This window comes from Tabrizicola sp. (assembly GCF_034366665.1).
Classification (GTDB): Bacteria; Pseudomonadota; Alphaproteobacteria; order Rhodobacterales; family Rhodobacteraceae; genus Tabrizicola.
This window is the reverse complement of sequence record NZ_JAXMMF010000015.1, coordinates 55700-67699: the sequence shown is the minus strand read 5'-3', so window position 1 is coordinate 67699 and position 12000 is coordinate 55700. Positions and strand designations below refer to the sequence as shown.

General features: G+C 66.7%; 14 protein-coding genes. 12 read left to right on the top strand and 2 right to left on the bottom strand.

Annotation, left to right across the window (positions count from 1 at the left end; all coding sequences use genetic code 11):
* The coding region (locus U1E69_RS02000; RefSeq protein ID WP_322242386.1) for an asparaginase at positions 1-551 on the bottom strand (551 nt) is incomplete at its 3' end.
* A 168-nt stretch (positions 552-719) separates the two neighbouring features.
* On the opposite strand from U1E69_RS02000, the gene U1E69_RS01995 reads away from it, so the two are divergent.
* The 12 genes from U1E69_RS01995 (at position 720) to U1E69_RS01940 (ending at position 10854) form a co-directional block, all read left to right on the top strand.
* A complete protein-coding gene (locus tag U1E69_RS01995; RefSeq protein WP_416200249.1) occupies positions 720-1250 on the top strand; it encodes an invasion associated locus B family protein in 531 nt (176 codons plus the stop codon).
* A 152-nt stretch (positions 1251-1402) separates the two neighbouring features.
* Positions 1403-2578, top strand: coding sequence for a 23S rRNA (adenine(2503)-C(2))-methyltransferase RlmN (gene rlmN / locus U1E69_RS01990; protein ID WP_322242383.1), 1176 nt, complete (start codon positions 1403-1405; stop codon positions 2576-2578).
* A gap of 60 nt (positions 2579-2638) precedes the next feature.
* Positions 2639-3049, top strand: a complete 411-nt coding sequence (locus tag U1E69_RS01985; protein WP_322242382.1) for a DUF6173 family protein — start codon at positions 2639-2641, stop codon at positions 3047-3049.
* A 76-nt stretch (positions 3050-3125) separates the two neighbouring features.
* Positions 3126-3275: an aa3-type cytochrome c oxidase subunit IV gene (locus U1E69_RS01980; RefSeq protein ID WP_322242380.1), complete on the top strand. Its 150-nt coding sequence runs from the start codon at positions 3126-3128 to the stop codon at positions 3273-3275.
* Between the two features lie 17 nt (positions 3276-3292).
* Positions 3293-3901: a hypothetical protein gene (locus U1E69_RS01975; RefSeq protein WP_322242379.1), complete on the top strand. Its 609-nt coding sequence runs from the start codon at positions 3293-3295 to the stop codon at positions 3899-3901.
* 62 nt (positions 3902-3963) lie between these two features.
* On the top strand, positions 3964-4551 hold the full coding sequence (mobA, locus tag U1E69_RS01970; RefSeq protein WP_322242377.1) for a molybdenum cofactor guanylyltransferase MobA: 588 nt from the start codon (positions 3964-3966) through the stop codon (positions 4549-4551).
* Positions 4548-5039 (top strand): molybdopterin-guanine dinucleotide biosynthesis protein B, encoded by a 492-nt coding sequence (mobB, locus tag U1E69_RS01965; RefSeq protein WP_322242376.1) that lies wholly within the window; start codon positions 4548-4550, stop codon positions 5037-5039. The genes mobA and mobB overlap by 4 nt, the downstream gene beginning before the upstream one ends.
* Complete coding sequence (locus U1E69_RS01960) at positions 5032-5898, top strand: molybdopterin guanine dinucleotide synthesis (RefSeq protein WP_322242375.1); 867 nt, start codon at positions 5032-5034, stop codon at positions 5896-5898. The genes mobB and U1E69_RS01960 overlap by 8 nt, the downstream gene beginning before the upstream one ends.
* Positions 5889-6539 (top strand): GNAT family N-acetyltransferase, encoded by a 651-nt coding sequence (locus tag U1E69_RS01955; RefSeq protein ID WP_322242374.1) that lies wholly within the window; start codon positions 5889-5891, stop codon positions 6537-6539. The genes U1E69_RS01960 and U1E69_RS01955 overlap by 10 nt, the downstream gene beginning before the upstream one ends.
* 86 nt (positions 6540-6625) lie before the next feature.
* On the top strand, positions 6626-8071 hold the full coding sequence (locus tag U1E69_RS01950; protein ID WP_322242373.1) for an aldehyde dehydrogenase family protein: 1446 nt from the start codon (positions 6626-6628) through the stop codon (positions 8069-8071).
* A gap of 140 nt (positions 8072-8211) precedes the next feature.
* Positions 8212-10188, top strand: coding sequence for an FAD-dependent oxidoreductase (locus U1E69_RS01945; RefSeq protein WP_322242372.1), 1977 nt, complete (start codon positions 8212-8214; stop codon positions 10186-10188).
* Positions 10189-10332: 144 nt separating this feature from the next.
* Positions 10333-10854, top strand: coding sequence for a hypothetical protein (locus tag U1E69_RS01940; RefSeq protein WP_322242371.1), 522 nt, complete (start codon positions 10333-10335; stop codon positions 10852-10854).
* Positions 10855-10949: 95 nt separating this feature from the next.
* On the opposite strand, the gene U1E69_RS01935 is transcribed toward U1E69_RS01940, so the two are convergent.
* Positions 10950-11993: a serine protease gene (locus U1E69_RS01935; protein WP_322242369.1), complete on the bottom strand. Its 1044-nt coding sequence runs from the start codon at positions 11991-11993 to the stop codon at positions 10950-10952.
* Between the last annotated feature and the right edge of the window lie 7 nt (positions 11994-12000).

Here is a 12000-nt window from a genome sequence, read left to right as displayed (position 1 = left end):
CAGCCGGCCGTCGTCTCCTCGGTCACTTCCTCGGTCGCGGCGCGGATGGCCTTTTGCAGCGGGTGGTCGATCTCGATGTATTCCGGCCCGGCCTTCAGGTGCTGGGTCACGGTCAGGAAACCCGAGTGCTTGCCCGAGCAGTTGTTGTGCAGCTGACAGGGCTTTTCACCCGCGCGGATCAGGCGGTTACGCTCCTCGATGTCGCCCGGCTCGTGTGCGCCGCAGCGCAGGTCCGCCTCTGACAGCCCAAGGTCGGCGATCCAGCGCCCGGCGAGATCGACGTGGACTTGCGCGCCCCGGTGGCTGGCGCAGGACAGCGCCAGGTGCGCCTGGGACAGGCCGCGGGCATCGGCCGCCCCGGTCTCGATCAGCGGCAGCGCCTGCAGCATCTTGGCTGAAGACCTCGGGAAGATCACCGCCTCGGGGTTGCCCCAGGAGGCGACCACGCCCTTGGCGTCACAGATCACCGCATGGCCCAGATGCGTGCTTTCCAGAAGGCCGCCGCGCCAGACTTCCAGGACCGGCACTGCGCCGTCGTTCACCTTTGCCATTCCGGGTCTCCGTCACATGTGCGCGAATTGTCGCCCACGGGGCTTTCGCGGCTGGGCGCTTTTGATTATGGCTGGAATATCGGGTAGAACGGCACCGCGCCAGTCAAAAGGGCCTCGGTGGCCCCGCGCGTGGCAGGAAACGAAGACAGCTTGGAGGCTGCGTCAGACATGACTTCTCTTTTCGGTCGCACGCTTGCGGTTGCAGCATTTGCTTTCGCCGGGTTCGCGGCTCAGGCCCCTGTGATGGCACAGGAATCCACCAATCGCGTCGCCACCATGACCGACTGGAACGTCTTCACCGAGGAAAGCCCCAAGGAATGCTGGGGCGTCTCGAAGCCGAAGGAAACCGTCAACAGCCGCGATGGTCAGCCCGTCAGCGTGCGGCGCGGCGACATCCTGCTGTTCGTCACCTTCCGTCCCGGCAAGCCGGGCGAGATCAGCTTTACCGGCGGCTATCCTTTCGCGGGCGGCTCGACGGTCGAGGTGGTTGTCGACGGCCAGCCCTACCAGCTGTTCACCGACGGCGAATGGGCCTGGCCGGGCAGCGCCGAGGATGACGCAAAGCTGCTGGCGGCGATGAAGGCCGGGACTTCGGCCACGCTGACCGCCCGGTCCGGCAAGGGCACGCAGACCGTGGACACCTTCAGCCTGCGCGGGTTTACCGCTGCGATGACCGACGCCGAGACGCGCTGCAAGTAAGCCGGTCCGCCGGACCCCGGAAGCGCCCCCTTGCGGGGCGCTTTTCTTTTGACGGTCACTGACCTATATCCGCCCCATCTTCAGATCGCCCCATCTTCAGATCGCCCATCTTCAGATCGCCTGTGACAAGGCCCCGTGAAAGGATCTGCCAAATGACCGCCCCGATCACTCAGGACGTGCTGACCCTGCCGCGCAAGCTGCCGGTGTCGGACAAGACCAACATCGTCGGCCTGACCCGCTCGGCCTTGCGGGATGCGCTGATCGCTGCGGGCACGCCGGAAAAGCAGGCCAAGATGCGCGTGGGGCAGGTCTGGCAGTGGGTCTACCACTGGGGCGTCCGCGATTTCGCGCTGATGACCAACCTTGCCAAGGACTACCGCGCGCTTCTGGCCGACAACTTCATCATCGAGATCCCCGAGGTGGTGACCCGCCAGATCAGCGAGGATGGCACCCGAAAATACCTGGTCCGCATCGCGGGCGGGCATGAGGTCGAGGTGGTCTACATCCCCGAAACCGACAGGGGGACCCTTTGCATCTCGTCCCAGGTCGGCTGCACGTTGACCTGTTCCTTCTGCCACACCGGCACGCAAAAGCTGGTGCGCAACCTGACCGCGGCGGAAATCGTCGGCCAGGTCATGCTGGCCCGCGACGACCTGGACGAATGGCCCGTCCCCGGCGCGCCGAAGGAAGAGGTGCGGCTGATCTCGAACATCGTCCTGATGGGAATGGGCGAGCCCCTGTACAACTTCGAGAACGTCCGCGACGCGATGAACATCGTGATGGACGGCGAAGGCATCGCGCTTGGCCGCCGCCGCATCACCCTGTCGACCAGTGGTGTCGTGCCGGAAATCGCCCGGACCGCGACGGAAATCGGCTGCCTCCTGGCCGTCAGCTTCCACGCCACCACCGATGAGGTGCGCGACCAGCTGGTCCCGATCAACAAGCGCTGGAACATTGCCACGCTGCTGGAGGCGCTGAAGGCCTATCCGGGCCTGTCGAACAGCGAACGGATCACCTTCGAATACGTGATGCTGGAAGGTGTGAACGACACCAAGGAAGACGCGCATCGGCTGGTGAAACTGCTGGAAGGCATCCCGGCCAAGGTCAACCTGATCCCGTTCAACGAATGGCCCGGCGCGCCCTACAAGCGGTCGTCGGGGAACCGGATCCATGCCTTCGCCGATATCATCTACAAGGCGGGCTACGCGTCCCCGATCCGCACGCCGCGGGGCGAGGATATCATGGCCGCCTGCGGGCAGTTGAAATCCGCCACCGAACGGGCGCGGAAGTCGAAGGCCCAGATCGAGGCCGAAGCCGGGCTGGCCTGATCCCTTGCAGAACAGGCCGATTTGCGCTGAGGTCTGACGCCCGGATGAAGGAGCCACCCGATGGCCAAGACCGCCGCCAAAAGACCGCCCGCAAAGAAGCCCGCCGCCAAGACCCCTGCCAGCACCCAGCCGAAAAGCCCCGCCGAATGGGCGCATGACCGGCTGGTGATGTATATCCGCGACTTCGAAAGCGGGCTTGATGCCAAGCAGGAAATCGCGATGGGTTTCGCCTCGGACGAAACCGGGGTTCTGCGGATCGAAGGCCTGGGCTTCTTCGAGCCGGATATCATCACCTTCTACGGCCGCGACGACGATGGCACGAAGACCCAGCTGATCCAGCATGTCAGCCAGCTGTCCGTCACTTTGCGCGCGGTGCCGAAACAGGCCGAAGCCGACCCGCCGCGCCGGATCGGCTTTCACCTGACGCCCGGCTGGATCGGCGGCGATTCCGGCGACGGCTCGGCCGGGTAGGACACCGCGACCCCGTGACAGGGCCGGGTGAATCGGCTATGGCCGTGTCGAAAGACCTAAAACTCGGGGACCCAAGATGGCCGACCACAAGACTTCCGACCACGCCCACGGCTCGATGGACATCCGCGCGCAGGAAAAGACCTTCGCGGGCTTCATCCGGCTGGCGACCTGGGCCACCGTGGTCATCATCGCGGTCCTGATCTTCATGGGCCTGGCGAACGCCTGATCGTAGGGTCAGGCGGGATGCGCCTTCTTCTTGTCCTGATCGCCCTTCTGGGCCTGACCGCCTGCGGGGCCGAGCCCAAGTGGGCTCCGCAGGACCAGGTCGATGCCGTCCGCTTCGTGGAAGGTCCGCCAAACTATATCACGCTTTACACCGTGGTGAACAAGCGCACCGGGTCCGGCGCGCATTCGGCGATTCTGGTCAACGGGTCCGAACGTCTGATCTTCGATCCGGCGGGGACCTGGTATCACCCCAAGCTGCCGGAACGGAACGACGTGCATTTCGGCATGAACGACAAGGCGCTGGCCTTCTACATCGACTACCACACCCGCGTCACCTACGACACGATCGAGCAGACGGTCTACGTCTCGCCAGAGGTGGCCGAGCAGGTGCTGGCCCGGGTAAAGGCCTATGGTGCCGTGCCGAAGGCGATGTGCACGCAGGCGACCTCGTCGATCCTGCGGGGCGTGCCGGGGTTCGAAAGCCTGCCGCAGACCTTCTACCCCAAGAAGCTGTCCGCCGCCTTTGGCAAGCTGCCGGGTGTCACGACCCGTGTCATCACCGACGATGACGACGACGACAACCACGGCGTCCTTCTGGTCCAGCACGACGGCACACCGCTGCCGTGAGCGTCCCTTGAACCGGGCGCACGATGCGTTAGGCTTGGCCTTCGACGCGAAAGGCATGTGATTTGCGCATCTTCGGGGTGATCCTGGCAGGCGGTGAAGGCCGGCGAATGGGCGCGGACAAGGCCTTTGTCCAGCTGGCCGGTCGCCCGCTGATCTCGCATGTCCTTGACCGGCTGGAGCCGCAGGTGGACCGCCTGCTGATCTCGGCCAATGGTGATCCGGCGCGGTTTGCCGGGCTTGGCTGTCCGGTGGTTGCCGATGCGCTGCCCCAAGGTCCGCTGTCCGGTGTTCTTTCTGCCTTGACGGCTGCCGCCAGCATGGGCGCGACCCACCTTGTCTCCACTCCCGTCGACACGCCCTTCCTGCCTGGGGACCTGGTCCCGCAGCTTCTGCTGGCTGGCGAAGGTTCGGCCAATGGCCTGGCTCTGGCGTCCGACGCCAACGGCGACCACCCCGCCACGGCGATCTGGCCCGTGGGGCTGGCCCCTGCTCTTGCGGCGTTCCTTGCCGAAGGCCACGCCAAGGTCACCCGCTTCACCGAGGCCCACCACGCCGCCCGCGCCCGGTTCCCCGATCCGCGCGCGTTCCTGAACCTGAACACACCCGAAGACCTGGCCGCCGCCGAAGCGCTGCTGAAGGGGGCCGCATGAGGGTGTACGGCGTGATCGGCTGGAAGAACTCGGGCAAGACCAGCCTGATGGAGCGACTGGTAAGCGAGATCACCGGGCGGGGATTCTCCGTATCGACCGTCAAGCACGTTCATCACACGGTGGACCTGGATCAGCCCGGCAAGGACACCTGGCGCCACCGCCAGGCGGGCGCGCGCGAGGTGGTGCTGGCTTCGGCCGACCGGCTGGCGATCCTCGTCGAACACCGGGGGCCGGAACCGGAGCTGCCCGCAGTCCTGGCCCGAATGGCCCCCGTCGATCTGATCCTGGTCGAGGGCTACAAGCGCGACGCCCACCCCAAGATCGAGGTCTGGCGCGCCGAAACCGGGCACCCCCTGATCCAGCCCGGCGATCCCCTGGTGCGTGCCGTGGCCACGGATGCGGCCCTGACCCTGCCGGTCCCTGTCCTGGACCTGAACGACACAGGGACCGTGGCCGATTTCATCCTGCAAGAGGTCGGCCTTGTTTGACCGGGTGATCGTGGTCGACTGGTCGGCGGCCAACCTGCCCACCAGCCTGACCAACCGGGCCAATGCCGTCTGGATCGGCTGCCACGACTGTGAAGGTGGGGCAGAGTGGCACCACCGCACCCGCGCCAGCGCCGAGGCGCAACTGGTCACCCTGATCGACACCGCCCGCGCCTCATCCCAGCGGGTCCTCATCGGCTGTGACTTCGCGATGGGCTACCCGGCAGGCTTCGCGGCCCGGCTGACGGGCGAAGCGCGGGCACAGGCCGTCTGGCGCTGGCTGGCCGAGGCGATCACCGACATCGACAACCGCAACAACCGCTTCGAGGTCGCCACCCGGATCAACACCCTTTTCCCGGAAGGCCCCGGCCCGTTCTGGAGCCACCCCTCTGGCCAGTCCTGGCCCGGCCTGCCGTTCCGGCGCGTGGGGATCGACTACGGCGCACTTGGCCTCTCGGAAACCCGCGCTGCCGAGGCGGCCGTTCCCCGCGCCAAAAGCCCCTGGATGCTGTTCAATCCCGGCTCGGTCGGGTCGCAAAGCCTGCTGGGCCTGCCGATGATCCACCGGCTCTCGCAGCTTGCGGGCGTGGCGGTCTGGCCCTTCGCCCCCCCCCACGCCCCCGTGGTGCTGGCCGAGGTTTACCCCTCGCTGCTGGCCGGACCCGTGGCGATCCTCGCGAACGGCGAAGGGCTGACCGCCGACCAGGCGCAGGTGCGACTTCTGTCGCGGGCGCTGTATCGGCTGGCGCGGGCAGACCGGCTTGCCCCTCTGTTCGACGCCCCGCCCGAGGCGGCGGAGGAAGGCTGGATCCTGGGCGCCCACCACGCCCCCCTCTTGGCCGAGGCTCTGACATGGCCGTGACGATCTTCCGCGGATTGCACGACCAGCTGCGCCCCCAGGCGGCACGGCTGTACTGGGAGGCGTTCGGGGGCAAGCTGGGACGCGTCCTTGGCCCGGATGACCGGGCGCTGCGATTCTTCCAGCGGGTGATCCGGGGGGACCTGTGTTTCTCGGCTGTAGGTGACGGGGGAGAGCTGATCGGGCTGGCCGGCTACAAGACCCCGGCGGGAAGCTTTGCCGGGGGCAGTTGGGACGACCTGACCGACATCTATGGCCGTGTGGGCGGGCGGTGGCGCGGCGGCGTCCTGTGGACCCTGGGCCGCGAGGTCGACAACGACCGCTTCCTGATCGACGGGATCTGCGTGGCCAAGGCCCACCGCGGCAAGGGCGTGGGGTCGATGCTGCTGGCGGCCCTGTACCGCGAGGCGGCAGAGCGGGGTTATGCGGCAGTGCGGCTGGACGTGATCCAGGACAACTGGCGGGCGCGGGCCTTGTATGAACGCCAGGGCTTCCAGGCAGTGCGGACCGAGGAGTTGGGGGTGCTTCGCTTCCTGTTCGGTTTCGCATCCTCGACGACGATGGTGCGGCCGCTGGACGAAGGTGTGCACGGGGGGCAAGCCAGGGAACCGGCGCGGGATCAGGCGGTTGGTCGCGGGCGCTAGGCCTTTGCCTCGGTGCGCCCCGTGGCCTTGTGGCCGCGGCCCACACCTGTCAGGATATGATCAAATCCCACCCAAGGAGCGGCATCATGATCACCAAGCGTGAGTTCTATATCGACGGGAAATGGGTCGCGCCGCTGGTCCCGAAGGACTGCCCGGTGATCGACCCTTCGACCGAGGACGCCTGTGCGGTGATCTCGCTGGGGTCCGAGGCCGATACCGACCGCGCTGTCGCGGCGGCCAAGGCGGCGTTCCCGGCCTGGGCGGCGACGCCCCCGGCCGATCGGCGGCGGCTGGTCGAGGGCATTCTGGAGCAATACAATCTGCGCAAGGAAGAGATGGCCCATGCCATCAGCATCGAGATGGGCGCGCCCATCGACATGGCGCGGGATGATCAGGCGGAATGCCTGCCCTGGCATCTGAAGAACTTCCTCAAGGCTTTCGATCATATGGAATGGATCAAGCCGCTTGGCCCCCACGCTCTGGGCACGATGATCGCGCTGGAGCCGATTGGCGTGGTCGGCCTGATCACGCCCTGGAACTGGCCGATGAACCAGGTGACGCTGAAGGTGATCCCTGCCCTTCTCGCTGGTTGCACTTGTGTGCTGAAACCGTCCGAGGAATCGCCGCTGTCGTCGATGCTGTTCGCCGAATTCTGCCATGACGCGGGCATCCCTGCAGGCGTGTTCAACCTGGTGAACGGCGACGGGGCCGGGGTCGGCCAACGGCTGTCGAGCCATCCGGATGTCGAGATGATCAGCTTTACCGGCAGCACGCGGGCCGGACGGGCGATCTCGAAGGCGGCGGCGGAAACGCTGAAGCGGGTCACGCTGGAACTGGGCGGCAAGGGCGCGAACCTGGTTTTCGCCGATGCTGACGCGCGGGCCGTGGAACGTGGCGTGCGGCACATGATGAACAACTCAGGGCAAAGCTGCAACGCGCCGAGCCGGATGCTGGTGGAACGGTCCTACTACGACCGGGCGGTCGAAATCGCGGCCGAGGTGGCGAACGGCATCAAGGTTGGTCCCGCCAGCCAGCCGGGCGCGCATATCGGCCCGGTGGTGAACAAGAGGCAGTGGGACCAGATCCAGGGCTATATCCAGAAAGGCATCGACGAAGGCGCGCGGCTGGTGGCCGGGGGCTTGGGCCTGCCCGAGGGGATGAACAAGGGCTACTATGTGCGGCCGACGATCTTTGCCGATGTGAAGCCGGGGATGACCATCGAGCGCGAGGAAATCTTCGGGCCGGTGCTGTGCATGATCCCCTTCGATACCGAGGCCGAGGCGGTGCATATCGCCAACGACACGCCCTATGGGCTGACCAACTACGTCCAGTCGGCGGACGGCGCGCGGCGGAACCGGCTGGCGCGGCAACTGCGGGCCGGCATGGTCGAGATGAACGGGAAGTCTCGCGGGGCCGGGGCGCCTTTCGGGGGCGTGAAGGCGAGCGGTCGGGCGCGGGAAGGTGGCGTCTGGGGGATCGAGGAATTCCTGGAGGTCAAGGCGATCTCAGGCTGGGATGTCGCGGCGGAGTGACGCTGAAGGCTGGACGCCAAATTCCTTAAGCAAGGAATTTGCCAAATTTCTTACTTAAGAAATTTGACCGGGGGTCAGCTCTCCCGAAAACTTGACACAGGTGTCGAGAATTGCTGACATGGCGGTGAATGGAGGCCGCCATGACCCAGCATCCCCGCCTGATGTCCCCCCTGAAACTGCGCGACCACACGCTGCGCAACCGGATCGTGTTCGGGGCGCATACGGCGAACATGTCGGACCAGGGGATGCCGGGGCCGCGTTTCGGGAAGTATCTCTTGGAGCGCGCCCTGGGCGGGGCGGCGATGGTGGTCGCCGAACCCGTGCCGGTGCACCGGACCGGGGTGTTGACGCGGGGCAACTTCCTGCACTCAGATGACCGGGTGATCCCGGCCTTCCGGGCGATCACGGACGAGGTGAAGGAGGCAGGTGCCGTCATCATCCAGCAACTTTACCACATCGGCGCGCATGGCGATTCCGACCTGAGCTTTGCGCCGCATTGGTCGCCCTCGGGCGGGCCGTCCTATCATGACAGCGATGGCTCGCATGCGATGACGGGGGCCGAGGTGGAGGAGGTCCTGGAGGCCCATGTGACGGCAGCGGTGCGCGCCAAGGCAGCAGGGTTTCAGGGTGTGGAGGTCTGGGCGGCCTATCATTCCCTTCTCGACCAGTTCTGGACGCCCTGGTCGAACCAGCGGACGGATGCGTGGGGCGGGTCTTTGGAGGGGCGGACGCGGTTTTCGCGCGAGCTGATCGAGAGGGTGCGGCGGGCCTGTGGGGAGGACTTCGTTGTGGGCCTCGCGGTGAGCTATTCCGAGGCCTACGAGGTGACCTTGGGGGCCGAGGCTTTGTGCGAGATCCTGGAACTGCATGACCGGTCGGGGCATGTGGATTACGTCACGGTGGGGGCCGGGTCCTATCTGGAATTCGAGGCGATCATCCCGCCCTTCACGCATGGCGAGAAACTGACGACCCCGCTGACCGCCCAGCTGAAGGGGGTTCTGAAGCATGCCGTCGTGACCTCCGAAGCCGGGGTGCGGACGCCGGAGAATGGCGAGGCGATCATTGCCTCGGGGCTGGCGGACCTGGTGTCGATCGTCCGCGGCCAGATCGCCGACCCGCATCTGGCGCGGAAGGTGGCGGAGGGGCGTGCCGACGACGTGCGGGGGTGCATCAGCTGCAACCAGATGTGCTGGGGGCGGCGGTCTCGGGACTACTGGATTTCCTGCCTGATCAACCCGAGTGCCGGGCGGGAGTTCGAGTGGGGTGGGGATCGGTTCTCGCCTGCTGTTGAGCCGAAGGATGTGCTGGTGGTCGGCGCTGGCCCGGCGGGGCTGGAGGCGGCCAGGGTCGCGGCTGAGCGGGGGCATCGGGTGGAGATCGTCGAGGCCTCTGGCGTCGTGGGCGGGCAGTTCCGGCTGGCAGGGATGCAGCCCAGGCGGGGGCAGATCCTGGAGCTGATGGACTGGTATGAGCGGCAGTTCGACAAGCTGGGGGTGACGTTGCGGCTGAACACGTTCCTGGAGGAAGGGGAGGTAGCGGCGCATCCGGCCTCGGTCGTCGTGGTGGCGACGGGGTCCTTGCCGGACGAGACGGGGTTCCAGAGGTGGGTGCCTCAGGAGGCGAGCCTGCCGGGAATCGAGGCGGGGGGCGTCTGGTCGCCCGAGGCAGTGCTGCGGCGTGAGGCGCGGCTGGGCGACGCGGTGGTGGTCTATGATGAGGGCGGGAACTGGCGGGGGGTCGGGACGGCCTGGGCTTTGGCCGAGCAGGGGAAACGGGTGACGATCGTGACGCCGGAGGCTTTCGTCGGGAAAGAGCTGGCGCGGACGGCGGCGGATGGCGCCGTGCGACGGCGGCTGGGGGCCTTGGGGGTGCGGATGCTGGCCGAGCATCGGCTTGTCCGGTGGCACGGGAACGGGGTGACGGTGCGGTCGTTCCTGACCGGGGAGGAGGAGGTGATCGCAGCCTCGGCCCTGGTGATGGCGACGACGAACCGGGCGTTCGATATGCTGCCGGAGGTGATCCCGGGGAAGGTTCTGCACCGGGTGGGCGACTGCGCCGCGCCGAGGCTCGCGGCCTATGCGTTCCATGAAGGGCGGAAGGTGGGGATGGGGATTTGAGGGGGGTGTCCACGGGACAGCCTGGCCTGTTACAATGCAATCAAGGGGTTAGATGTGGTCATTCATCATCGGTTAATCAGTTCTACCGCGCATCCGGGCAACATCTGCACGGCAGCGATGGTGGCCCTTGGCCTTTCAGGACCGGTGCAGGGGGAGGGGCTGGAGGTGCTTGTCGGTGCGCTTCTCGCGGGGGTGCAGGAAGACGGGCGTCTGGACCTCACGCGCTTTGACTGTCGGCAGGCGGTGAAAGCCGTTGACTCCATCCAGGAATGCCGCGATCCCGTCTCTGGCCTGGGGTTCCTTCACATCCGCGACGCGGAGGGCGATGCGATGTCGGTGAGCGTGGACAAGGGTCCGGCTGGCCCAACCGATACCGGACTTGCCGTACCCGACCGCGCGGCTTTCGACCGGCTGGAGGCGGAGTTCAGGGCCCTCGATCACTCGGAGACGCTGCGGGGCCTGACGCGTTGCGCCCGGCCGGAATCGGCCACCAGGCCGGGGCTGATCGTGAAGGCCAAGCCGTCCGGCCTGCCAGTGCTTCTGGGCTTTGGCGGATTGGACGAAGCTTCGGCGGCCGATCTTGATGCGCCCAGCAAAAAGGGGGCAATCCTTTCTGCAATAGTGGTCCGGGTCCTCGCCAAGTTCGACTGCATACCCGAGGACTGAGGCGCGTCGGCCTCCCAAAGGCTGCGCGCTCGGCAGGTCACATCGCCATTGCCGCGCTGCGGGCGGGAACTGCCCTGGCCGCCGGCAAGTGGCGCTTAGGGATTCCCCTCGATCACCTCGTTCAGCCAGGGGACGAATTTCGAGATGTTGGTGTAAGCGGAGAAGAGCGCCGTCTCCTCGCAGCCGTGGCCTGACGTCGCCGACAATCCCCAGCTGACGATGCCGGCCTGGATGTAGCCGCCACCTTCGACCGGCACGACCAGCGGGCCGCCGGAATCGCCGTTGCAGGAGGTCTTGCCGCCCTCGAAGGTGCCCGAGCAGATCATGTTGTCGGACACTGCGTCGGGGGCGCGGGCGACAAGTTCGTCCCAGATCGCATAGGCGTCAGTTTCGGCCACGCCAAGGGTCTGGACGGCGTAACCGAAGCCTCCGGCAGCGTCCTCGGCGCGGGCTTCCAGCATGGCCTGGTTGCAAAGCTGGCGGTCCAGGACCTGGATCTCGGCCTGGCGCAGTTGGGGAGAGGGTTGCGCCCCTTCCTGCAAGCCCCAGCCGGTGACGATGGTGGTGACGCCCTGCCGGTTGAGGATGTCGCCATATTCGGCGTCGGGGACCTCGACCGTCTGGTAGGGGACCTGCGGCGCGCGCGCGAGTTTGATGAGCGCGATGTCGAAGTCGAACTGGGTGCCGGTGTAGGAAGGGTGGCGGAAGATCGTCTCGACCGGGATCAGGTCGCCCGAGCCGGGGGTAAGGGTGTTGGTGCCGACAAGGATCGACACTTCGTCGGGGCGCAGGTCGGCGAAGCTGCCGTCCTCGATCGGCATATGGATGCAGTGGGCGGCGGTGAGGACCCAGCGGTCCAGCACCATGCTGCCGCCGCAGAACTGGGCATCGGTGTTTATGGGCGCGCCACCGACCAGAAGGGCGACCTGCCAGGGCCAGGCACCGTCGGGGGCAACCTCGCCGCCGATGACCTTGGCTCCGGCCTCGGCTGCGGACCTTCCGCGTTCAGCCTTGGCACCGGATTTGGCGTAGGCGAAGGGCGAGGCGATCATCGGGTCGGAAGTGGCGATTTGCGGGGCCTCGGCCATGACGGACGTGGCAAGAAGTGCGGCGATCAGGGCGGACAGGAGCCGGGACATTCAGTTC